Here is a 22,900-nt window from a genome sequence, read left to right as displayed (position 1 = left end):
TGAGCCATGACAGCGGAATTTGTTCATCTTCATAACCACACCCAGTACTCGCTCCTCGACGGCGCCTGCCGCATCGACGAGTTCGTCAAACTGGCCGCAACCATGGGCTTTCACGCCCTGGCCATCACCGACCACGGCAATCTGTTCGGCGCGATCGAATTCTATAAGAAAGCCAAAGCCGCCAAAATCAAGCCGATCATCGGCTGCGAAATGTACGTCGCGCCGCGCTCGCGCGAATTCAAACAACCTGTCGCCGGCTACCCCGATGGCGGCAATCATCTGCTCCTGCTCGCCAAAAATAACACCGGTTACCAGAACCTGATCCAACTCTCGACCATCGGTTACCTCGAAGGGTTCTACCATCGGCCGCGCGTCGACAAGGAGGCGTTGCGCAAGCACGCCGACGGCCTGATCTGTACCTCGGCCTGCCTGCAGGGCGAAGTCTCTTTCCATCTGCGCAACAACAACCACGAGGAAGCCAAACGCGCCGCCTTCGAATTCGCCGACATCTTCGGCAAAGAGAACTTCTATATCGAAGTCCAGGACCATACCATCGCCGATGAAGACCGCGTCCGCCCGTTCCTGCTCAAACTGGCCAAGGAAAGCGGCTTCCAGCTCGTCGCTACCAACGACTGCCACTACCTCCAGCGCGAACACGCCGACGCCCACGACGTGCTCCTCTGTATCCAGACCGGCAAGCAGCTCAACGACAACGACCGCATGCGCTATACCACCGACCAGCTCTACGTCAAATCGGTCGATGAAATGAAAGAGCGCTTTGGCAAGTATCCCAACGCCATTGAGAACACCCTCAAGATCGCCGAGGAATGCAACGTCGAAATCGAACTCGGCAAGAATCACCTGCCCGCCTTCCCGCTGCCGCAAGAACACCAGAGCGCCGATGAGTATCTGACCGAGCTGGCGGAAGCCGGTCTGGCCAAACGCTACGCGGAAATCACCCCGCAACTGCGCGCTCGCCTCGAGTACGAACTCGGCGTCATCAAACAGATGGGCTACGCCGGCTACTTCCTGATCGTGCAGGACTTCACCCGCAAAGCGCGGGAACTCGGCGTCTCGGTCGGCCCCGGCCGCGGCTCTGCCGCCGGCTCAATCGTCTCCTACGTTCTCGGCATCACCAATATCGATCCGGTCAAGTACGATCTGCTCTTCGAGCGCTTCCTCAATCCCGAACGCATCAGCATGCCTGATATCGACATCGACTTCTCCGACCGCGGCCGCGACAAGATCATCAAGTACGTTATCGACAAGTACGGCCAGGAAAACGTCGGCCAGATCATCACCTTCGGCACCATGGCCGCCCGCGGCGTTGTGCGCGACGTTGGCCGCACGCTTGGAATCCCTTACGGCGAAGTCGACAAGATCGCCAAGCTGATCCCGTTCGCGCTCGACATGACGATCGAAAAAGCGCTGAACTTGGAACCGCAACTGACTGAACTGGCTAACGCCGACGCTCGCATCGCCAAATTGCTGGAGCACTCCAAGGTCCTGGAAGGCCTGACGCGCCACGCCTCGACCCACGCCGCCGGCGTCGTGATCGCGCCCTCGCGCTTGACCGACTACGTCCCGCTCCACAAGGGCAGCAAGGACGAAATCACTACCCAGTGGGACATGAAGGCCGTCGAAGAAATCGGCCTGTTGAAGATGGACTTCCTTGGCCTGCGCACCTTGACGGTAATCGATGACACGCTCACTTTGGTGAAACGTAACCGCGATATCGACATCGATATCGACTCAATTCCGCTCGATGATGCGCAGGTCTATAAGCTTTTTGGTGCCGGCCACACGATCGGCATCTTCCAGTTTGAATCCTCCGGCATGCGCGACTACCTCCGCAAACTCAAGCCGGAGAACCTCAACGACCTCGCCGCCATGAACGCCCTCTACCGCCCGGGTCCGCTCAAAGGCGGTGTCGTCGATCTCTACATCGACCGCAAACACGGCCGCGAAAAAGTCGAATACGAGCACCCGCTGCTCGAGTCGATCCTCAAAGACACCTACGGCGTCATCGTCTTCCAGGAACAGGCAATCAAGATCGCTTCTGAGATGGCCGGCTACTCGCTCGGCAAAGCCGATATCCTGCGCAAAGCCATGGGCAAAAAGAACGCCGAATTGATGCGTGCCCAAAAAGAGGAATTCACCGCCGGCTCGCAGCAACGCGGCATCGACAAACCCACCGCCGAAAAAGTCTTCGACTTGATCGAGAAATTCGCCGGTTACGGTTTCAACAAATCTCATTCGGTCGGCTACGCCCTCTTGGCTTACCAGACGGCCTATCTGAAAACGCACTTCCCGCATGAATTCATGGCCGCCGGCATGACCTCCGAAATGGACTCCACCGAACGCATCATCGTCCTGATGGAAGAGTGCCGCCGCATGGGCATCCAGGTGCTGCCCCCCGATGTCAACGAGTCGGAACTCGCCTTCAACGTCGTTGCCGACAAAGTCCGTTTCGCGCTCACCGCCGTCAAAAACGTCGGCCAGGGAGCCGTCGAGGCCATCCTCAAGGCGCGCGCCGAAGGCGGCAAATTCACCACCATCTTCGACCTCTGCGCGCGCGTCGAACTGACCGCCCTCAACCGGCGCACCATCGAATCGCTGATCACCGCCGGTGCCCTCGATTCGCTCGCCGGATCGCGGGCGCAGAAATTCGAGGCCGTTGAACAGGCCCTCAGCTTCGGCCAGTCGATCCAGCGCAAAGAGGCCATCAATCAGTCCGACCTCTTCGGCAGCGGCATCAACGACACCACCATTCAGGAACCCTTGCTGCCGCGTCTGGATGAATGGAATCGCGCCACCCTGCTGCAGAAGGAGAAGGAGGCGCTTGGCTTCTACGTCAGCGGCCATCCCCTCGAAAACTACCGCGTCGAACTGACTGCCTTCGCCACGGTCAACTCCGATGAAATCGGCGACAAGGCCGATGGCGGCGATGTCTCGCTCGGCGGCATCGTCCAGGCGCTCAAAATCAACTACGACAAACAGGGACGGCAGATGGCCTTCATCACCCTCGAGGACTTCTTCGGGGTTATCGAAGTGATCGCTTTTGCCGATCTATTTGAAAAATCGAGACAACTGGTTCATGTTGATGCGCGCCTCCTTTGCCGCGGCCGCGTCTCAACTCGCGAAAACGAAAAGCCCAAACTGATCGCCTCCGAAATTGTCAATCTCGAAGGGCTGTTTAACCAGCGCCCCGCAGTGCTGGAACTGTTCGTGAATGGGAATGCGAACGATAAGTTATTAAATGACATAAACTTAATTTTCACAAAGTACCCGGGTCCTGTTAAGGTCCAGATCTTTCTAATGTCTGGCGAACAGCTCTTCACCCTCACGCCCAAGCGCCTGAAGATCATGCCGGAAGCACCCATGATGGAAGCGCTCGAGCAGCTCGTCGGACGGGAAAACATCAGTTTTCGCAAATCCGGCTGAATTCCGGGAACTGGAGTATTTTGATAGGGTTAAAATGAGAAACAGCGTCCGAAAGACCCCGGTCTTTCTACTTCGACGGCATCTTGCCACAAGGATGGATACTTCGACCTTGGCTAACGACAACCGACAACTCAAGCGACTTCCGATCGGGCTTCCGCTCGCTATCGTCTGCGCCGCCTTTATCGTCGTGCCGCTGCTCATCGCCCACGCCGAGGAAAAATCCGGCGATCTGATTACGTGGATGAAGTACGATCAGGCACTGGCCAAGGCCAAGAAAGAAAACAAGCACGTCATCGTCAATTTCACCACATCCTGGTGCGGCTGGTGCAAGAAGATGAAGGCCTCCACCTACCGCAATCCCGAGGTCGTGAAAACCATCGGCGACCGTTTCGTCGCCGCCGTCGTCGACGGCGACTCCTACGATGTCCTCAAGCTTAACGACGGGGATATCACCGAGAAGGGTCTGACTCTGCAATACGGCGTCCGCGGCTATCCGACCACTTGGTTCCTGGAGCCCTCCGGCGCCAAGATCGCCCCCGCCCCGGGATATATCGATTCTACCGCCATGCAGTACATACTTGACTACGTGGGTAATAATTATAATGACGAAATGGCCTTCACTGATTATATTACCCTCCAGCAGAAATTGGGAACGGTTCGCCCACAGGCGAAACTGAAATTGGGTATGACGGCGGCCCAGGTGAAAGCCAGTTGGGGCGCGCCGCAATCGGTGGAAACTAAGACGCTTCCGCAAGGTCCGGCAGAAGATTGGCTGTACTCGGATAATGTCAGCCTCACTTTCCGCGGCGGAAAACTGTATGGCGTGACCGATCGCGCCACCGCCGCGACCCCGGTTAAGGAGAAGGCGGCCAAGCCGTGAAGCGATTAATCGTTGCGATCTTTGCCGTGCTGGTCGCTGCGGCATCAGCGTTGTTGGTTTCGTGCGGCTCGCAAAGCAGCGGCGGCACGACGGCTCAGGCCGCAACGGCCCCCGGATTCAAACTGGAGAATGTTGCCGGCGGAACCGTCGATTTCAGCAGCTACAAGGGCAAGGTCGTCCTCGTCGACTTCTGGGCGACTTGGTGCCCACCGTGCCGGCGCTCGATTCCGCATCTGGCGGACTTGCACAAGAAGCTCTCCGGGCGCGGATTTGAAGTCGTCGGGATCTCGCTCGACAACATCGCCAAAGACTCGGTCGCCAGTTTCGCGCGATCGTTCCAGATACCATACACGATTCTGATGGGCAACCCGGATGTCGCAATGCGCTGGAATATCGGTCGCTCAATTCCGGTCGCCATCCTGGTCAATCGCGACGGCGCCGTCGTCGACAAGGTCGTCGGGTTCAAAGACGCCCAATACTGGGAACAGAAGATCGCTCAGTACCTGTAAATACGAAATAGATGAGAATGAATAATAACCAAACACCCACAACACTACATCAGGAGGAAAAACAGATGAGACGATTCGCCTTTATCTGTATGGCCGTCGCACTGGCAGTCTTAGTGGCGGCTCCGGCGATGTTCGCCTGTGACGGCGCGAAGACCGAGAAGGCTTCAGCCTCCGGCTGCGGCGACAAGGCCAAAGTGACGACGACGGCGGCGACCAATGACAATGCCACCGTGCAGAAAGTCGGCGCGACCTGCGGCTCGAAAGACGGCGCGATGAAGGCCGGTGCCTCGTGTACCGGTAAGGAAGGCGCGACCAAGGCCGGTGCGACCTGCACCGCGGCTGAGAAAGCGGCCTGCATGGGCGGCGCCAAAACCACCACTGCTGGCGCAACCCTGCCGAACGGCCATCCGTCCGTCTCGGTCGCGGAAGCCCTGAAGTGCGGCGACGCGAAAGTGGCGTTCGTCAGCGTTGACAAGATGCACTGCAACGGCTGCGTTGAGTCGATCAACAAAGCTATTGGCAGCATCGACGGCGTCTGCGCGGTCGAAACCAGCCTTGAGAAGAAAACCTCGACCATCGTCTTCCATGCCGACAAGGTTAAGACCGACGATGTCATCAACACCATCTCGAAGGCCGGCTATGTCGCCAGCCTCAAGACCGACTGCACCGAAGACATGAAGGCCGTGTTCGGCTCCAGCATGACTCCGGAACAGTGCCAGAAGCAGTGTGCCAACTCTGCTACGTGCACCAAGTCGAAGGAAACCAAAACCAGCGAGTCGTAAACCGACTGCGGTATTGTCATCTCCGGGCGGTTGAACTTGTTCAACCGCCCTTTTTGTTGGTATAAAGCATTGACACTGCCAGGTACGCGACGTAGCTTGGCGCGGCAATTGAGAACGATGCAAAGCCCAATTCGACGATTCATAACCGCTTGTTTCGTGCTGGTCGTCTGCTTCGACGCCGCTTCGGCGGCGAAATACGCCAACGAAGCTTTCGTTCTCGGCGCCCATGCCCGCGCCCTCGCCATGGGCGGCAGCGCTGCCTCGTTCACTGATGATCCCACCGCCGTCTATTACAACCCGGCCGGCTTGGCCCTCGTGGAGCGGCAACAGGTAGCCTTGCTCCATTCGGAGACCTTCGGCTCGCTCGTCAACCATGATTTCCTGGCCTACGCCCGGCCGCTTACTCTTCGCGACAAGTCGGGCGCCGGCGCCATCGGCATCTACCGTGTCGGCGGCGGTGGCATCATTCTTACCGAGAAGGATCCGAACACCGGCGGTCCGAAGATCATCTCCGAAGAAGGGCATTACGATTACCTCGTGCTGGTCGGCGGCGGACTCCGCTTGTCTGACCGCTGGCGCCTCGGCGGTGCGGCCAAAGTTGTTCTGCGCTCGCTCGCCGGGAATTCCGCCTGGGGCCTCGGACTCGATGCCGGCCTGCAGTACGGCCGCCGTGACGACCTGACGTTTGGCGCAACCCTCACCAACGCCACCTCGACCTTCCTGTCATACGACAACGGCACCACCGAATCGATCGTGCCGGCACTGCGACTCGGCGCCTCGTATCGTCTGGTCGTCGATGACTTCTCCGTCCGGGCAGCGGCCGATGGCGACATCTTGTTCGAGGGCCGCGATGAGTCCGCGCAACTGGCAATCGGCGGCGCCTCTCTCGATACCCACCTCGGTGGGGAAATCGGCTATCACGAAATCGTCTACTTCCGCGGCGGCGCCGACATCGGCCGCCTGACCTTGGGTATCGGCCTGCGCTACCAGCGCTTCCGCCTCGACGGCGCCTTTATGGACCACAGCGACCTTGACAATTCGTACCGGGTTTCGCTTAATATCGAACTCTGAGAACCGGTCTCCGGGCCGGTGCGACAGCTTCCATCTGAAGGAGTATTGCGAGTGTTGAAACTGCGTTTAGCCTTGATCCTGATCGTCGGTCTGACCGGTGGCGCTCTCTGGCTGGCCGGCTGCGAGAAAGATACACCCCGCATTCAACAGGAAGGACCGATCAACGCCAATACGGTAATCGCCACCGTCGACAACGAAACGATCACCCTCGGTGAAGTGTTGCGGGAATTGGATCAACTCACCATTCCCGGCAGCAACAAGGCCGCGACTCCGGAAAATGCCTACAACGAAGTGCTCTACCGCAAGCTCGCCTTCATCAAGGCCGGCGATTTCGGAGATTTCGACCCCAAAGAAATCCATCGCCTCGCCCGCAATCGCCTCCACGATGTCGTCATGCAGTACATGTTCTGGGATCGCATCTCGCAGCATACCGTCGTCCCCGACTCGTCGATCGACAGCTTCTACCGCGTTAATCTCCCTAGCTATACCACGCCGGCGCGTCGCGCCGTCACACATATTCTGATGTCCGACAATCCCAAGGCGTGGGAGGCCACCGGCTTTGATGTCACCGGCTGGTCGACCGAAACACTGAAAGCCAAAGAGAAAGAGCTGATCGACCGGTACTACCAGGAGATTCAGAACGGCGCCGATATCGCCGAGCTGGCCGCCAAATACTCGCACGACAGCAACTCCAAGGCGCGCCGCGGCGACTCCGGCTGGTTCAGGCGCGAGGACATGGTTGAGGAATTCTCCAATGCCGCCTTCTCACTGCCGGTCGGCGCAGTCAGCAAACCGTTTAAGTCAATCTATGGCTGGCACATTCTGCGCGTCGACTCCGCGTCCGCCGAACACGTCGTGCCGCTCGATGAATCACTGCGCGCGCAAATCCGCCAACAGCTCGCGATGCAGATCGACACCCGCATCGCCCAGCACTTCGTCGACAGCGTTTTCCAACTGGCCAGCTATGAATGGAACGATGATATTCTCACTCGTGACGTCGGTGACTACGACCAGTACGATTGGGTCTGCATCGTTAACGGCACCGATACGATCACCGCCGGCGTCCTGCGCGAGTACGAAATGATGTATCGCACCGGCCGCCGCGGCGTCGAAATCACACCCGACGTGCGCAAGAGCCTGGTGATCTCGAAATCCGCGCCCTGGGTGCTCTCCGCGGTCAGCCGTCAACTCGGCTACTTCGACACCGATACGATCAAGACCGCTTACAACAACCTCCGCCGCTCCGAAATCCAAAACCGCATCGGCCGCGACCGCATCCCCACCAATCTCGAGTGGAGCGATGCCGAACTTGAAGGCTACTACAACAAACACCGGAAAGAGTTCAACGCCGACAAGCCGGTGCAAATCCAGCAGGTCGTCTTCGCGGATTCGCTGAAGGCCGTGGCTGCACTGCGCGAGGTCCGCGCCGGCGCCGACTTCAAGGAGGTGGCCATGCAGTACTACCCCGGCGAGCAGGACTTCAAAGAGGCCGCCTTCGATCTCGGCTGGATCGGTCGCAACGATGTCGACTCGGCCCTGTACGACAAGGCCTGGCTCACTCAAGTCGGCCAGGTCACTGGACCGGTGCGCACCAAATGGGGCTTCCACCTGGTCAAAGTCCTCGACAAGAAAATGCAGCTGGAGTTCTCGGCCGCCAAGAACGATGTGCGGCGCAAACTGCGCGAGCAGGCTTACGCGGAGCAGGAAAACAAGTGGGTGTCGTGGTTGAAGAAGGGTCGGAAAATCGTCCGTTACGACGATCTCTGGAAGCAGATCGACTTCGCCAATGCGCCGCGCTACTTCCAAATCGCCGATTCACTCCAGCAGGCGCAACCGCCGCGTGGAGACTGATCACAGCAACATCAGCTATCAGCAAGAGGCGTTGCGCAAAGCGACGCACTTCATCGCTTTGCTGATTCCCACCAGCTACATCATTTTCCCCCGGCCGTGGGCCATTGGCGTCATGGCGACCGCCTTCCTCATTGTCGCCGCCTTCGAGGTCTTCCGCCTCCGCCGCCTCGCCCCCTGGCTTTGGATTGAACCTTTCGTCGGCGGCATGATCCGCCCCAAAGAACGCAACGGCAACTTCACCGGCGCCTTCTACATCCTGCTGGCCGGAACCCTGACCATCGCCTTGTTTCCACGCTGGCTCGCCGCGACCGCGATTACCTTCGAAATCGCCGGCGATGTCGCCTCGGCCATGGTCGGCCGCAAGTTCGGCAAACACAAGATCCGCGGCCCAAAATCCCTCGAAGGCGCTCTCGGCTTCCTGGCCGTGGCACTCCTGATCATCGTCCTCGTGCCCAAGGTTCCCTATACCGTCGGTGTGGTTGGCGCGATCGTTGCGGCTCTCGTCGAAGCCGTCTCCATCTACCGCGACGACAACCTCACCGTCCCCCTGACCTCCGGCCTGGTCATGTACCTGATGATGGCCTGGTGGCCCGCGCTGCCTTAGTCAACCCCCCTCTCGCTTTTTCCTTGACCCACCCCCAACAACTGCCCTTCTTTTCCTCGCATGCAATACATCGACCTCAGATCCGACACCGTCACTCGTCCGTCCGAAGCGATGCGCAATGCTATCGCCTCCGCCGAGGTCGGTGATGACGTCTTCGGCGACGATCCCACCGTCATCCGTCTCGAACGCAAAGTTGCCGAGATGTTCGGCAAGGAAGCCGCCTTGTTCGTGCCCTCCGGCACCATGGGAAATCAAGTCGCGATCCGCTCCCTCGCCCAGCCGGGCGAGGAAATTATCTGCGACGAGGGCTGCCACATCTTCAACTATGAAGCCGCCGCCGGAGCGGCGCTTTCGGGCTTGCTCTTCCACGTCGTCCGCGGCGTCCGCGGCGTCTTCACCGCCGCCGATATCGCCCCGCTGCTGCGTGGCGGCGATCTTCATTCGCCCCGTACCGGCATTATCGCTATTGAAAACACCCACAATCGCGCCGGCGGCACAATTTTCCCGATCGACGGCATGCAATCGCTGCGCGAGCTGGCCGACGAAAACCGCGTCGCCATCCACCTCGACGGCGCCCGCATCTGGAACGCCCACGTCGCCACCGGCATCCCGCTCTCTGACTATGCCCAGTTCGCCGACACGATCAACGTCTGCTTCTCCAAGGGCCTCGGCGCGCCGATCGGCTCGGCCGTCGTCGCCGACCGCGACCTCATCGCTATCGCCCGCCGAAATCGCAAAATGTTCGGCGGCGGTATGCGCCAGGTCGGTATCCTCGCCGCTGCGGCTGTCTACGCCCTCGATCACAACATCGCCCGCCTCGCTGAAGACCACGACAACGCCTGGTATCTCGCCGAATCCCTCTCCGAGATCGAAGAGGTCTACATCGACCTCGACAGCGTCCAAACCAATATCGTCGTCATCGGCATCGAGAAATCGGGCCGCGAAGTTAGCGATGTCGTCGCCGCCCTGAAGGAGAAGGGCGTCCTCGCCGTCGGCTTCGGCCGCCACAAGATCCGCTGTGTCACCCACATGGATGTCAACCGCGAGGACATCGCCGAGGCCATCCGTGTTTTCCGTGAAGTCTTCGAATCGTAACCCCGATCCGGCAGCACGGTGCCGCCGGCATTCTCGCCGAAGTTCGCCATGCCCAAACTGACCGTCATCGGCTGCTCCTCCGGCAATCCGCATCCCCGGCTGGCCTGTTCCTGCTACCTCTTGCAGGCCGGACAACAGCGCATCCTCCTCGATATCGGCGAAGGCGCCAGCTCCGCGATGCAACGGCTCGGCCATGATCCGCGTCGCATCAATGCCGTCGTCATCTCGCACCTGCACGCCGATCATGTCATGGGTCTGCCGCTCTTCATCCAGTGGAACTACATCCTCAAACGCCGTTCGCGGCTCGACATCTACGCTCCCTCTGAAGCCGTCGCCGGTATCAAGTCGCTCTTCGACCTGACTTACCTCTATCCGCTCAAACTTAGCTTCCCGATACAAATCCATCCGATCAATCCCGGTGGCGAATTCTCGATCGGCGCTGTCAAGGTCAAGGCGCATCCCAATAGCCACCTCCAACGTCATCGCCAACTTCTTACAGGATCAGGCAAACCCAACCAGGCGCAGTGTTACTCCTTTGTTGTTCAGGCCTCCCGTCGCCGCCTCGTTTATTCCTCTGACCTCGGTCAGGCCGCCGATCTGACCGGTATTCTCGCCGCCACCAACCTGCTCGTTGTCGAGGCCAGCCACGTTGACTTTGCCGCTCTCGGTTCCTTGCTCCGCACCGCCGGCGTTACCCTCGTCCTTGTCACGCATACCGACGTCGGCTTTGATTCCCAGTCAGCGCGACGGGAGCTGCTGCGCTGGGGCGTCCGCCAAATCCGCTTGGCGCGCGAAGGCCTGGAGCTGGATCTATGAAGATGACTGCCGGAAAATGAATGGTTGACAGACGGATGGACTTCCTGCAATCTTATCACCGCGAACCTTCAACTCGAATTGAACATCCATCTCATCCGGCACCCAACGCGGAGTGCGATTTGGTCAATTCTGCCGCAAGATCCCTGATCCGGTTGCTCACCATCGCGCTGCTTGCGCTGCTCCTGGCCGGCTGCTCCGTCATGACGCAGGAACGCGAGTTGGTGCGCCCCAAGGCCTCCCGTCTGCTCAACCCCGAGGCCAAGTATCTCAAAGTCCACATGAAGGCTGGCGACATCTATATCCTCCACGACTGGGCCGTCCCTTCTACTGGCGCCACCGTCGGCGGCTTCGGTCGCCATCTTGACTGGAATCGCGATTTGATCGATTCGGGGCAGTACGTGCTGAGCATCGACTCGGTGGCCATCTTCGAAACCAACGTGCCTCGCACCTCCGCCGCCATCGCCGCACTCTCGATCGTTACCGTTGCCTCGCTCGCGATTACCATTGTCTGCATCGCCGACCCCAAGGCTTGTTTCGGCTCCTGCCCGACTTTCTACGTCGATGATGGCGACAGCCTCCTCCTCCAGGCCGAGGGCTTTTCCTCCAGCGTTGCGCCCGCCCTCGAACGAACCGACATCGATGCGCTCTGGCGGGCACGATTCTCCCCACCGCGGGCGCGCCTCGTTATGACTAACGAAGCTTACGAAACCCATGTCGTCAGAAGCGTCAACCTGCTCGCGGCACCCCGGTCCGATAGCACCCGCATCGTCGCGACCGCCGCCGGCGAATTCTACCCCGTGCTCGAAACAACCAATCCCCAGTGGTTCGGTACCTGCTGCGACTACAGCGCGATGGTCACTGCCATTGATGGCCGCGAATGGTTCACTCTCGCCGATTCCACCGATCTGGCTACCAAGGACACCGTCAATGTCGAGTTCGAACGTCCCCTGAGCGGGGAATTGGGCCTGATCATCGGCTGCCGCCAAACCCTCCTGACGACCTTTCTGTTCTATAAGACCCTGGCCTTCATGGGCGAAGATGTTGCCGACTACTTCGCCCGCCTGCAGCGGCAGGGCCAAGAATCATTGACCAAGTTCCGCGGTTTCGGCGAGGCTCTCTCGGACATTGAGGTCTGGCTCCCAGACACCAGCGGCGGCTGGTACCGGGTCGACGCCTTCCGCGAAACCGGTCCGCTGGCGGTCGACGTTCATCTCGTGCGCTTGGGCAAACACGACGAATCGGTCAAGAAACTGCAATTGCGTATGACCCGTGGCTGCTGGCGTGTCGACCTCGCGCAACTGGCACGTCTTGGTGATCAGGTGCCGGTCGAGCGCATTAAACCCTCGGCCATCAAATTCGGCAACGGGCAGGGCGATTCCGTTCTGGCGGCGCTCTTGGTTGACAATCAACCGATCATGTCCATGCCGGGCGACACCTTCGAACTCTTCTTCGATCTGCCGCCATCACCGCCGCAGTACGAGTACTGGCTGGAGAGTCGTGGTTACTATCTCGAGTGGATGCGCGAAGACTGGAAGGCCGAGCGCAATCCGGAGATGGCGATGATGATCCTGATGCAGCCCGAGCAGGCCATGCGTGTCCTGGCGCCCCAGTACAAACGCATCGAAAGCGAAATGGAAGCCTATTTCTGGAAGAGTCGTTATGCCGGCAGCGCGAATTAGTTTCTGCTCGGCACTGGTCGCCGCCTCGTGCCTGATGCTCGCCGCCTGCGCCGGTACCATCGCGCCGAATCGCTGGCTCGAAACCCCGCGCGTGACGCAACACGAAGCCTACGGCTCCTGGGCGCGGCTCGAAACCGGCACTCCGGACATGACTCACACCGAAGGCGAACTCATCGCCGTCACACTCGACAGCATCTTCATTCTCGATACCCTGGGCTTCCTCAACGGCTTCTCGGCGCAAGATGCCGGCCGCGTCCACTTGCAGTCCTTCGATTCCCGGCACGGCTTAGTGGCCTTCTGGACAGTGCTTGGTTCCTTCTCGACCATATCGCATGGCGTGGTGTTGATCATTTCTGCTCCTCTCTGGATCATCTCCGGGTCAATTGCTGCCGGTTCCCAATCCAAAACCGCGCATGAATATGCCGTTCCATCGGAATGGCTCGCTCTGGCCAAATACGCCCGGTTCCCGCAAGGCTTACCCCTTGGAATCGATCGTTCCCGCCTCAAGATCAAGCCGTTTCACAAATCCAATCAACCGCCCGAACTGGCCGGCGACTAAGCTCGAATATCTCCTCCCCCCGAGTGTCAGACCTCCCGGTGTCCCACCGCAAGTGGTGGTCCGGTACCCCACCGTCTGCGAAGCGTTTCGAGGAACGAGGGATTGCGATGGGCTTCGGGCACACTCAAATCCCTCTATTACCCACCGCACTCGCCACTGCGGATTCCCCCTTAGCAAAGGGGGCGAGGGTGGTCTTCGACACCTCTTTCAACGCCCCGCCTGCCACCATAAATCATTAACTGATAATATCTTGTGTTCACCCACCACAGGAATCACTCCACTACTAAAAAAACGACTTAATCAGCACCCGCCGCTACACGGTGCGACTGTGCCCCTCCGGTAGAATGAAGGGGGTGCCAACCTCGATAGCCAATACGACGAAAGTTGGATGGAGGCGCCCTCCAGAATCAGGGAGAACGAACTGCATGATTCCCATGATTAGCAACAAAACCGTTTGACATAGGTATCTTAGTCGCTATATTTTTCAACATTCTACGGGTCGGGCGAAGTGAAAAAATTCACTAAATTGCCCGATGTTGTTAGCTATCTCTTGGGAGGATGGAATGCCTGAAGTCTATAAGAACTACATAAACGGGGAATGGGTAGCGTCGAAAACCGGTCAAACCTTCGAAAACCGTAACCCGGCAAATACGGATGAAATCGTCGGTGTTTTCCAGAAATCCGACAAGAACGACGTCGAAACCGCTGTCCAGGCCGCTCAGGAGGCCTACAAAAAATGGCGGCTCGTCCCCGCGCCGAAACGGGCCGAAATCCTCTATCGCGTCGCCCAACTGCTCGTCGAACGCAAAGAGAAATTCGCAAACGACATGACCCGCGAAATGGGCAAGGTACTCAACGAGACTCGCGGCGACGTGCAGGAAGCCATCGATATCTCCTACTTCACCGCCGGCGAAGGCCGCCGTCTCCACGGCCAGACCACGCCCTCGGAACTGCGCAATAAGTTCCAGATGTCGATCCGCCAGCCGCTCGGCGTCTGCGCCATGATCACTCCTTGGAATTTCCCGATGGCCATTCCATCCTGGAAGATGATCCCGGCGCTCGTCTGCGGCAACACCGTGGTGATCAAGCCCGCCACCGACACGCCGCTTTCGGTCGTGAACTTCATCAAGACCATGGAAGAGGCCGGCATGCCCAAGGGTGTCGTTAATATGGTCACCGGCACCGGTTCCGGCGTCGGCGATCCGCTCATGCATCACCCGGCGATCAAGGTCGTTTCCTTCACCGGCTCCTCTGAGATCGGTCAAGTCGTTTCCAAAGCCTGTGCCCCCGACTTCAAACATTGCTCGCTGGAAATGGGCGGCAAGAACGCCATGATGGTTATGCCCTCCGCCAAACTCGAACTGGCGGTCGATGGCGCCCTCTGGGGCGCGTTCGGCACGACCGGCCAGCGCTGTACCGCTACCTCGCGCATCATCGTTCACAAGGACGTCTATAAGCCGTTCCTCGACAAATTCGTCGAACGCGTCAAGAAACTGCGTGTCGGCAACGGCCTCGACCCGAACGTCGACATGGGTCCGGCAGTCAACCAGAGCCAGCTCGAGAACGACCTGCGCTATATCGAAATCGGCAAGAAGGACGGCGGCAAGCTGCTGTACGGCGGCGAGCGCCTCACCGGCGGCGCCTACGACAAGGGCTTCTTCCTGATGCCCACCGTCTTCGCCGACATCACCCAGAAAATGACGATCTGGCGCGAAGAGATCTTCGGACCCGTCGTCTCCGTCGCTATGTGCGATTCCCTCGAGAACGCCATCGAGATGGCCAACGACTCGCTCTATGGCCTCTCCGCCTCGATCTATACGCAGGATATCAACGAGGCCTTCGTCGCCATGCGCGATGTCTATACCGGCATATTCTACGTCAACAGCCCGACCATCGGCGCGGAAGTCCACCTGCCGTTCGGCGGCACCAAGGCGACCGGTAATGGTCATCGCGAAGCCGGCCATCAGGCGTTGGATGTCTTCTCCGAGTGGAAATCAATCTACGTCGACTTCTCCGGCACGCTCCAGCGCGCGCAAATCGACGCTTGAAATAGGATGGAATCACCGTCGGGTGCCGATCAGCCGGTACCCGGCGGTTACTGAAGATCGCTATGAGTCAGACCCATCACAACCGCCCTCACTGCCCGCGCCAACGGGTGATGTCGTATTTCCTCTTCATCATCTGGCTGGCGTCCGCCGTGTGAATCGCCCGCCACGATAGGTCTTTCTAAAAATCACTGTAACGATGAAGAACGCGTAATTTGCAGGAGATAGATTTTATGGCGAGAAAACGGATTCTGATCATGGGGGCGGCCGGGCGTGATTTTCACAACTTCAACACCTACTATCGCAACGACCCCTCGGTCGAGGTCGTCTGCTTCACCGCGACGCAGATCCCCGATATCGACGACCGCAAGTACCCGGCTTCGCTCGCGGGTAAACTCTACCCGAAGGGCATCCCGATCTATTCCGAAGTCGATCTGCTGGATTTGATCTCCGAGAAGGACATCGACGAGGTCATCTTCTCCTATTCCGACGTCTCGCACGAATACGTTATGCACAAAGCCTCAATGGTGCTCGCGGCCGGCGCGAATTTCAGCATGCTCGGCGGTAAGGCCACCATGCTCAAGTCCTCCAAACCGGTCGTCGCCATCGCCGCCGTGCGCACCGGCGCCGGCAAGAGCCAGACCACCCGCAAGGTCTGCGAAGACCTCAAGGAACTCGGCATGAAAGTCGTCGCTGTGCGCCATCCCATGCCTTACGGCGATTTGGCCAAACAGGCCTGCCAGCGCTTCGCTTCGCTCAAAGACCTCGAACTCCACAACTGCACGATCGAGGAAATGGAAGAATACGAGCCGCATATCGCCCGCGGCCAGGTCATCTATGCCGGCGTCGATTACGAAATGATCCTGCGCCAGGCCGAGAAGGAAGCTGACGTCGTCGTCTGGGACGGCGGCAATAACGATATGCCGTTCTATCAGCCCAACCTCTGGATCACCGTCGCCGACCCGCATCGGCCCGGCCACGAAATCCAGTACCATCCCGGCGAAAGCAACCTGCGCTGGGCCGATGTCGTCGTCATCAACAAGATCGACACCGCCGACGGCGAATATATCGAATACGTCCGCGGCAATATCCGCCAGTACAACCCGGAAGCCATCATCGTCGATGCCGCCTCGCCGATCTCCGTGGAAGACGCCTCCGTCATTCGCGGCAAGCGCGTCCTCGTCATCGAAGACGGCCCCACCGCCACGCACGGCGAAATGCAGTTCGGCGCCGGCACCGTCGCCGCCCATAAATTCGGCGCCGCCGAAATCGTCGATCCGCGGCCATACTTGAAAGGCACGCTGCTCGAAACGTTTGAGAAGTATCCCAATATCGGCACCGTGCTTCCGGCGATGGGCTACGGCGGCAAGCAGGTCAAAGACCTGGAAGCCACCATCGCCGCCACCAAGTGCGACGGCGTCATTATCGGCACGCCAATCGATTTGCGCCGCGTCTGCAAGATCAAACAGCCGTCGACCCGCGTCGGCTACGACCTGCAGGAAATCGGCTCCCCGACGCTCTACGACATCCTTAGCGACTTCGTCTCCAAAATGAAGAAGGGGCGCAAGAAGTAAGCGATGAGCAAGAGCGCCGTTGTTGCGCTGGGTGGCAATGCCATCACGCGCAAAGAAGTCGAAGATACGATCGCCAATCAGTTCGCCAACACCCGCAATTCTTTGCACGGTGTTATTGAACTGATCCGGCGCGGCTATAATCTTGTCATTACTCACGGCAACGGCCCGCAGGTCGGCAACGCCATCCTGCGGGTCGAACTCGCGCGCGGTAAAGCGCCGATCCTGCCCCTCGGTATCTGCGTCGCCGATACCGAAGGCGGCATGGGTTACATGATCGGCCAGAGTCTCTACAACCGTCTCCATCGTGACAATCTCCGCCGCGAGGTTGTGACGATCATCACGCAGATCGAGGTCGACCGCAACGATCCGGAAATGCAGAATCCGACCAAGTACATCGGCCAGTTCTACTCTGAGCAAGAGGCGGTGCTCTTCCAGACCGAGCGCGGTTGGGCGATGAAGGAAGACTCCAATCGCGGCTGGCGCCGGGTCGTCCCCTCGCCGATTCCCCGGTCGATCATCGAAGGCCGCATTATCAAGCAACTCGTCGACGCCGGCGTCATCGTGATCGCGGCCGGCGGCGGCGGTATCCCGGTCTACTACGAGGCCGACGGTACGCTCGAAGGCGTTGACGTCGTCATCGACAAGGACCGCGCTTCCGCTTTGCTCGCCCATGAAATCGGCGCCGAGATGCTGATCATCCTCACCGGCACCGACAAGGTTGCCCTGAACTTCGGCAAACCGAATCAGCGCCTGCTCGACCGGATCACGCTTGCCGAGGCTGAACAATACCTGAAAGAAGGGCACTTTCCCTCGGGGAGCATGGGTCCCAAGATCGAAGCGGCGATCGACTTCCTCAAACGTGGCGGTGCCACAGTCGTCATTAGCTCGATCGAAAAGGCTGCGGAGGCGGTGTTCGGAAATGCCGGAACTGTTATTGAGCGCGGTTAACATGGCGATCGGATTGCCGGAAGCCTTGATCGCAGATCTTACCCAGCAGGGAAGTCTCTTCGAAGTCGGCGGCACTGTGCGCGATGCTCTCCTCACCGGTCAACCTCCCTCCAAGGACTTCGACTATCTGGTCACCGGTATCCCCTACGAGCAACTCTGCCGCCTCCTCAAAAATCACGGCCGCGTCGACGTAGTGGGGAAGTCCTTTGGCGTCATCAAATTCCTGCCTCACGATTCGCCGCCGCACACTTCCGCGCCCTTCGACTTCGCCCTGCCGCGTCGCGAATATTCGACCGGCGTCGGTCATCGCGACTTCGCCGTCGAATTCGATCACGCGCTGCCCGTCGAAGCTGATCTCGTGCGCCGCGATTTCACCATCAACGCCATCGCGCGCGAAGTCACCACCGGGAAATTCGTCGATCCCCTGGACGGTCGCGGCGACCTCCAGCGCAAACTGATCCGCCACACCTCGCCCGAGTCCTTCAAGGAGGACCCGCTGCGCATGCTGCGCGCCGTCCAGTTCGCCGCGCGTTTCGAATTTGCCATCGAGCCGGAAACCTTTCAATCCATGTGCGACCAAGCGCACCTGATCACGACGATCACCCCTGAGCGCATCGCCGAAGAGCTCAACAAGCTGCTGCTCAAGGCGCGCAAACCCTCCATCGGCTTTCTGCTCATGCAAAAATCGGGATTACTTAAACTGATCCTGCCTGAATTGGAGGCCGCCGTCGGCGTTACCCAGCCCGGTCCCTATCACAAGTGGCCGGTCTTCGAACACACTCTCGCGGTAGTCGATGCCGCGCCGCTCGACCTGCAACTCCGCATGGCCGCGCTCTTGCACGACCTCGGCAAACCCGCTACCAAACGCCTGACCGACAGCGGCTCAAGCTTCTACGGCCATGACGCTCTCGGCACGCGCCTCGCGCACAGCATCCTCGAACGCCTGCGCTACTCCAACGATCTCATCGACAGCGTCTGTCGCCTCGTGGAACGCCATATGTTCACCACCGACGTCACCGACAAAGGCCTGCGGCGGCTGATTCGCAAGGCTGGTCTCGATTTGATCTTCCCGCTGCTGGAACTGCGCCGCGCCGATACCATCGGTCAGGGCATGGGGCAAACCAACGACGACGTCGACGAACTCGAACGCCGCATCCGCGCCGAACTCGACAAAAAGCCGCCCTTCGGTCTCGCCGATCTGGCTCTTGACGGCAACGACATCATGCGCGAATTCAACCTGCAACCCGGGCCCGCGGTGGGGAAGATTCTCAACCACCTGCTCGAGTACGTTCTCGACTACCCCGAACACAACGACTACCAGACTTTACTGATAGAAGCAAAACGCTATTACGCATCTCAGTCGGACAACGGCTGAAGGAGTCTTAGATGAAAATACACGAATATCAAGCCAAAGAAATCTTTGCGAAATTCGGCATCCCGGTTCCCAAGGGACGGGTCGCCACGACGCCCGAAGAGGCGCGCGCGATCGCCCAGGAATACGGGCGGCCGGTTATGGTCAAGTCACAGGTGCACGTCGGCGGCCGCGGCAAAGCCGGCGGTATTAAGTTCAGCAAGGATGCCGACGAGGCCTTCGCCAACGCTCAGGCCATCCTCGGCATGAACATCAAAGGCCTCACCGTGCGCAAAGTGCTCGTCACCGAAGCCAGCGATATCGCCCATGAAGCCTACTGCGGCATTATCGTCGATCGCGCCGCCAAGAAGGCCGTCATCATGGTCTCCGCGGAAGGCGGCATCGACATCGAAGAGGTCGCCGCCAAGACCCCCGAAAAAATCCACAAACTGCACGTCGATCCGCTGCTCGGCATCCAGTACTTCCAGGCGCGCGAATTGGCCTTCAAACTCTATTCCGATTTCCACACCGCCAACCAGGCCGCGCGAATCATCATGAAGCTGTATGACTGTTTTATCCAGAGCGACTGCACCCTCGCCGAAATCAATCCGCTGGTGACCACACCCGCCGGGGAAGTTGTTGCGCTCGATGCCAAGATCAACCTCGATGACAACGCCCTGTATCGTCACAAGGACTTCGAAGGTCTCCGCGATGTCGCCCCCAATGAAGCTTCCGAAAACGAAGCCCGCGAAATGGGGCTTTCCTTCGTCGGCCTCAGCGGCAATATCGGCTGCGTCGTCAATGGCGCCGGCCTCGCCATGGCGACCATGGATCTCGTCAAGCACTACGGCGGCGAACCGGCCAACTTCCTCGATATCGGCGGTTCCTCCAACCCCGACAAGGTCGTGACCGCGATGCGCATCATCCTTCGCGACCCCAACGTCAAGGCGATCCTTTTCAACATCTTCGGCGGCATCACCCGCTGCGACGACGTCGCCAACGGCATCGTCAAAGCCGTCTCTGAATTCAAGCCGCGCGTGCCGATCGTGGTGCGTCTCACCGGCACCAACGAAGATATCGCCCGCAAAATCCTCGCGGACTCGAAGATGATCTCCGCGGATACAATGGACGGCGTCGTCCAAAAAGCCATCGAACTGGCGCACGTCGCCTAAGGAAGGACCAGACCATGGGAATTTTTGTCGATAAACGCAGCAAGATCATCGTTCAGGGAATCACCGGCCGCGACGGCTCATTCCATGCGCGACAGATGAAAGAATACGGCTCCAACGTCGTCGCCGGCGTTACCCCCGGCAAGGGCGGCACCGGCTTCGAAGGCATCCCGATCTTCAATACGGTTGCCGAAGCCGTCGCCAAGACCGGCGCCAACACCTCCGTGATCTACGTCCCGGCGCAGTTCGCCGTCGACGCCATCTACGAGGCCGCCGACGCCGGCATCGAAGTGATCGTGTGCATCTCCGAAGGCGTCCCCGCCGTCGATATGCTCAAGGCCTACAACTACCTGAAGACCAAAGGTACCCGCCTGATCGGCCCGAACTGCCCCGGTATCATCACTCCCGGCGTCACCAAGGTCGGCATCATGCCGGGTCACATCCACCGCAAGGGCAACGTCGGTCTCGTCTCGCGCTCCGGCACCCTCACCTACGAAATCGTCTACAACCTGACCATGCGTAAAATCGGCCAGTCCAGTTGCATCGGCATCGGTGGTGACCCGATCATCGGCACCAACTTCATCGACTGCCTCGCCGCGTTCCAGGCCGATCCGCAAACGCAGGCGATTGTGCTCGTCGGCGAAATCGGCGGCACCGACGAAGAGGAAGCCGCCAAGTTCATCAAGAAGTACGTGACCAAGCCGGTCGTCGCTTTCATCGCCGGCCTCACCGCTCCCGCCGACAAACGCATGGGCCATGCCGGCGCCATCATCTCCGGTGGCAAGGGCACCGCGGTGGAGAAGATCGCCGCCTTCCAGGCGGTCGGTGTGCCGGTCGCCAAGACCCCATCACAGGTGGCCGAACTGATCGAGAAGAAACTGGCTGGGTTGTCGGCCAAGCCGAAAGCCGCCGCTAAACCCGCCGCCAAGAAAGCGGCGCCGACATCCGCGGCGAAGAAGACGGCCAAACCGGCCAGGAAATCCGCCGCCAAAAAGGCCGCCGTCAAGAAAGTCAAAGCGGCCGCGCCGAAAGTCAAATTGGCCAAAGCGGCGAAAAGTAAGAACAACAAGGCCAAGACGAAGAAGAGATAACTTGCCCCGTAAGCAAGGTTAGGAGTAGTAAGCCATGGCTGACATGAGCGGCGGCACCGGTCCCACCGCGACCGAATCGACATCCCCGGACGGTCGGATGCCGCTTACCATTTACATGCACTGGTGCAAGGCCTGCGGCATTTGCATCAGCTTCTGTCCGCACCAGGTATTTACCACCGACCGCGACGGCAAACCGATCATCACCTATCCGGACAAATGCACCCAGTGCGCCATTTGCTGGCTGCATTGTCCCGATCTGGCGATTGTATCGAATGTGAAGTAGGAGAAGGATACAATGGCTGAAGTTAGATTGCTGCAAGGCAACGAAGCCGTCGTCGAAGGCGCTTTGATCGGAGGGCTGACCTTTTTCGCCGGCTACCCGATCACGCCGTCAACCGAAGTCGCCGAAGGACTCGCGCGCCGGTTGCCCAAAGTCGGCGGGAAATTTATCCAAATGGAGGACGAAATCGCCTCCATGGCCGCGATCATCGGCGCCTCCTGCGCCGGCGCCAAAACCATGACGGCCACCTCGGGCCCGGGATTCTCCCTCATGCAGGAAAATCTCGGCTATGCGTACATCGCCGAGGTGCCCTGCGTCGTCGTCAACGTCCAGCGCGGCGGCCCCTCCACCGGTCTGCCCACCAAGGTCTCGCAGGCCGACACGATGCAGGCCCGCTGGGGCACCCATGGCGACTACGTTGCGATTGCCGTTGCGCCGCAGTCGGTCGAGGAGACCATCCGCCTCACCGTTCGCGCCATGAACCTGGCTGAGGACTACCGCACGCCGGTGATTTTGCTGCTCGATGAAGTCCTCGGGCACATGCGCGAGAAGGTCGTCATGCCGGACCCGGGCGCGATCAAAATCATCGACCGCGTCAAACCGACCGTCCCGGCCAACTGGTATAAACCATTTGAGATCACCCCGAGCTTCAAGTCGCCCATGGCTGCTTTCGGAGAAGGCTACCGCTTCCACGTCACGGGCCTGACGCACAACGAAGAGGGATTTCCGATCTCCGATCCCAAGCGCACTTTCGATAAGCTGAACAAGCTGCACAACAAGATCATGCGCTATGTTGACGAAATCTGCGAAATTGAAACCGACGGCATGGCCGATGCCCACGTCGCCGTCGTTGCCTACGGTAGCGTCGCTCGTGCTGCCAAGCAAGCGGTAATGATGGCGCGCCATCGGCGCATGAAAGTCGGGCAGGTGCGGCCGATTACCATCTGGCCCACCAATGAGAAGAAGTACCACGAGATCTTTGGCTCCAAGAGCCTCGAGGTGATCATCGTTGCGGAACTCAACCAGGGTCAGTACGTGACCGAAATCGAGCGCGTCGCTCCCAAGCACGTTAAGGTCGTCAGCCTGGCGCGGTTCGACTCCGAATTGATTACTCCCGACCAGATCCTTGAAAAGATCAAGGAGGTGAGGTAA

Annotated in this window: 19 protein-coding genes; all 19 read left to right on the top strand. The window is 59.4% G+C overall.

What is annotated here, in order from left to right:
- Nucleotides 1-6 precede the first annotated feature (6 nt).
- On the top strand, nucleotides 7-3,444 hold the full coding sequence (locus IT585_10755; protein ID MCC6963719.1) for a DNA polymerase III subunit alpha: 3,438 nt from the start codon (nucleotides 7-9) through the stop codon (nucleotides 3,442-3,444).
- 109 nt (nucleotides 3,445-3,553) lie between these two features.
- Nucleotides 3,554-4,324: a thioredoxin family protein gene (locus IT585_10750; GenBank protein ID MCC6963718.1), complete on the top strand. Its 771-nt coding sequence runs from the start codon at nucleotides 3,554-3,556 to the stop codon at nucleotides 4,322-4,324.
- Nucleotides 4,321-4,833, top strand: a complete 513-nt coding sequence (locus IT585_10745) for a TlpA family protein disulfide reductase (protein ID MCC6963717.1) — start codon at nucleotides 4,321-4,323, stop codon at nucleotides 4,831-4,833. The genes IT585_10750 and IT585_10745 overlap by 4 nt, the downstream gene beginning before the upstream one ends.
- Nucleotides 4,834-4,898: 65 nt before the next feature.
- Entirely contained in the window at nucleotides 4,899-5,615 is a 717-nt protein-coding gene (locus IT585_10740) for a heavy-metal-associated domain-containing protein (protein MCC6963716.1), read from the top strand.
- Nucleotides 5,616-5,732: 117 nt separating this feature from the next.
- A complete protein-coding gene (locus tag IT585_10735) occupies nucleotides 5,733-6,686 on the top strand; it encodes a PorV/PorQ family protein (protein ID MCC6963715.1) in 954 nt (317 codons plus the stop codon).
- Between the two features lie 54 nt (nucleotides 6,687-6,740).
- Nucleotides 6,741-8,537: a peptidylprolyl isomerase gene (locus IT585_10730; protein ID MCC6963714.1), complete on the top strand. Its 1,797-nt coding sequence runs from the start codon at nucleotides 6,741-6,743 to the stop codon at nucleotides 8,535-8,537.
- Nucleotides 8,527-9,141, top strand: coding sequence for a hypothetical protein (locus IT585_10725; GenBank protein MCC6963713.1), 615 nt, complete (start codon nucleotides 8,527-8,529; stop codon nucleotides 9,139-9,141). Before IT585_10730 ends, IT585_10725 begins: the two co-directional genes overlap by 11 nt.
- A gap of 60 nt (nucleotides 9,142-9,201) precedes the next feature.
- On the top strand, nucleotides 9,202-10,236 hold the full coding sequence (gene ltaE / locus IT585_10720) for a low-specificity L-threonine aldolase (GenBank protein MCC6963712.1): 1,035 nt from the start codon (nucleotides 9,202-9,204) through the stop codon (nucleotides 10,234-10,236).
- Between the two features lie 48 nt (nucleotides 10,237-10,284).
- Entirely contained in the window at nucleotides 10,285-11,052 is a 768-nt protein-coding gene (locus IT585_10715) for an MBL fold metallo-hydrolase (protein MCC6963711.1), read from the top strand.
- 119 nt (nucleotides 11,053-11,171) lie between these two features.
- On the top strand, nucleotides 11,172-12,731 hold the full coding sequence (locus IT585_10710) for a hypothetical protein (GenBank protein MCC6963710.1): 1,560 nt from the start codon (nucleotides 11,172-11,174) through the stop codon (nucleotides 12,729-12,731).
- On the top strand, nucleotides 12,712-13,290 hold the full coding sequence (locus IT585_10705) for a hypothetical protein (GenBank protein MCC6963709.1): 579 nt from the start codon (nucleotides 12,712-12,714) through the stop codon (nucleotides 13,288-13,290). Before IT585_10710 ends, IT585_10705 begins: the two co-directional genes overlap by 20 nt.
- A gap of 563 nt (nucleotides 13,291-13,853) precedes the next feature.
- Nucleotides 13,854-15,338, top strand: coding sequence for an aldehyde dehydrogenase family protein (locus IT585_10700; protein MCC6963708.1), 1,485 nt, complete (start codon nucleotides 13,854-13,856; stop codon nucleotides 15,336-15,338).
- A 230-nt stretch (nucleotides 15,339-15,568) separates the two neighbouring features.
- Nucleotides 15,569-16,909, top strand: coding sequence for a GTPase (locus IT585_10695; protein ID MCC6963707.1), 1,341 nt, complete (start codon nucleotides 15,569-15,571; stop codon nucleotides 16,907-16,909).
- A 3-nt stretch (nucleotides 16,910-16,912) separates the two neighbouring features.
- Entirely contained in the window at nucleotides 16,913-17,857 is a 945-nt protein-coding gene (arcC, locus tag IT585_10690; protein MCC6963706.1) for a carbamate kinase, read from the top strand.
- Nucleotides 17,829-19,232, top strand: coding sequence for an HD domain-containing protein (locus tag IT585_10685; GenBank protein MCC6963705.1), 1,404 nt, complete (start codon nucleotides 17,829-17,831; stop codon nucleotides 19,230-19,232). The genes arcC and IT585_10685 overlap by 29 nt, the downstream gene beginning before the upstream one ends.
- An 11-nt stretch (nucleotides 19,233-19,243) precedes the next feature.
- Nucleotides 19,244-20,380 (top strand): ADP-forming succinate--CoA ligase subunit beta, encoded by a 1,137-nt coding sequence (gene sucC, locus IT585_10680; protein ID MCC6963704.1) that lies wholly within the window; start codon nucleotides 19,244-19,246, stop codon nucleotides 20,378-20,380.
- Nucleotides 20,381-20,394: 14 nt separating this feature from the next.
- Nucleotides 20,395-21,468: a succinate--CoA ligase subunit alpha gene (gene sucD, locus IT585_10675; protein MCC6963703.1), complete on the top strand. Its 1,074-nt coding sequence runs from the start codon at nucleotides 20,395-20,397 to the stop codon at nucleotides 21,466-21,468.
- Nucleotides 21,469-21,502: 34 nt separating this feature from the next.
- On the top strand, nucleotides 21,503-21,751 hold the full coding sequence (locus tag IT585_10670) for a 4Fe-4S binding protein (GenBank protein MCC6963702.1): 249 nt from the start codon (nucleotides 21,503-21,505) through the stop codon (nucleotides 21,749-21,751).
- A 12-nt stretch (nucleotides 21,752-21,763) separates the two neighbouring features.
- Nucleotides 21,764-22,900, top strand: a complete 1,137-nt coding sequence (locus IT585_10665) for a 2-oxoacid:acceptor oxidoreductase subunit alpha (protein MCC6963701.1) — start codon at nucleotides 21,764-21,766, stop codon at nucleotides 22,898-22,900.

The organism is Candidatus Zixiibacteriota bacterium, from assembly GCA_020853795.1.
Taxonomy (GTDB): Bacteria; Zixibacteria; MSB-5A5; order CAIYYT01; family CAIYYT01; genus JADJGC01.
Note: the sequence above shows the minus strand (reverse complement) of the source record. Positions and strands in the feature narration are given on the sequence as shown.

Excerpts from the sequence above, each read along its gene's own strand:
- IT585_10755 (MCC6963719.1), top strand. The coding sequence starts at position 7 with ATGACAGCGGAATTTGTTCATCTTCATAACCACACCCAGTACTCGCTC.
- IT585_10740 (MCC6963716.1), top strand. The coding sequence starts at position 4,899 with ATGAGACGATTCGCCTTTATCTGTATGGCCGTCGCACTGGCAGTCTTA.
- IT585_10735 (MCC6963715.1), top strand. The coding sequence starts at position 5,733 with ATGCAAAGCCCAATTCGACGATTCATAACCGCTTGTTTCGTGCTGGTC.
- ltaE (MCC6963712.1), top strand. The coding sequence starts at position 9,202 with ATGCAATACATCGACCTCAGATCCGACACCGTCACTCGTCCGTCCGAA.
- IT585_10715 (MCC6963711.1), top strand. The coding sequence starts at position 10,285 with ATGCCCAAACTGACCGTCATCGGCTGCTCCTCCGGCAATCCGCATCCC.
- IT585_10705 (MCC6963709.1), top strand. The coding sequence starts at position 12,712 with ATGCCGGCAGCGCGAATTAGTTTCTGCTCGGCACTGGTCGCCGCCTCG.
- IT585_10700 (MCC6963708.1), top strand. The coding sequence starts at position 13,854 with ATGCCTGAAGTCTATAAGAACTACATAAACGGGGAATGGGTAGCGTCG.
- IT585_10695 (MCC6963707.1), top strand. The coding sequence starts at position 15,569 with ATGGCGAGAAAACGGATTCTGATCATGGGGGCGGCCGGGCGTGATTTT.
- arcC (MCC6963706.1), top strand. The coding sequence starts at position 16,913 with ATGAGCAAGAGCGCCGTTGTTGCGCTGGGTGGCAATGCCATCACGCGC.
- IT585_10685 (MCC6963705.1), top strand. The coding sequence starts at position 17,829 with ATGCCGGAACTGTTATTGAGCGCGGTTAACATGGCGATCGGATTGCCG.
- sucC (MCC6963704.1), top strand. The coding sequence starts at position 19,244 with ATGAAAATACACGAATATCAAGCCAAAGAAATCTTTGCGAAATTCGGC.
- sucD (MCC6963703.1), top strand. The coding sequence starts at position 20,395 with ATGGGAATTTTTGTCGATAAACGCAGCAAGATCATCGTTCAGGGAATC.
- IT585_10670 (MCC6963702.1), top strand. The coding sequence starts at position 21,503 with ATGGCTGACATGAGCGGCGGCACCGGTCCCACCGCGACCGAATCGACA.
- IT585_10665 (MCC6963701.1), top strand. The coding sequence starts at position 21,764 with ATGGCTGAAGTTAGATTGCTGCAAGGCAACGAAGCCGTCGTCGAAGGC.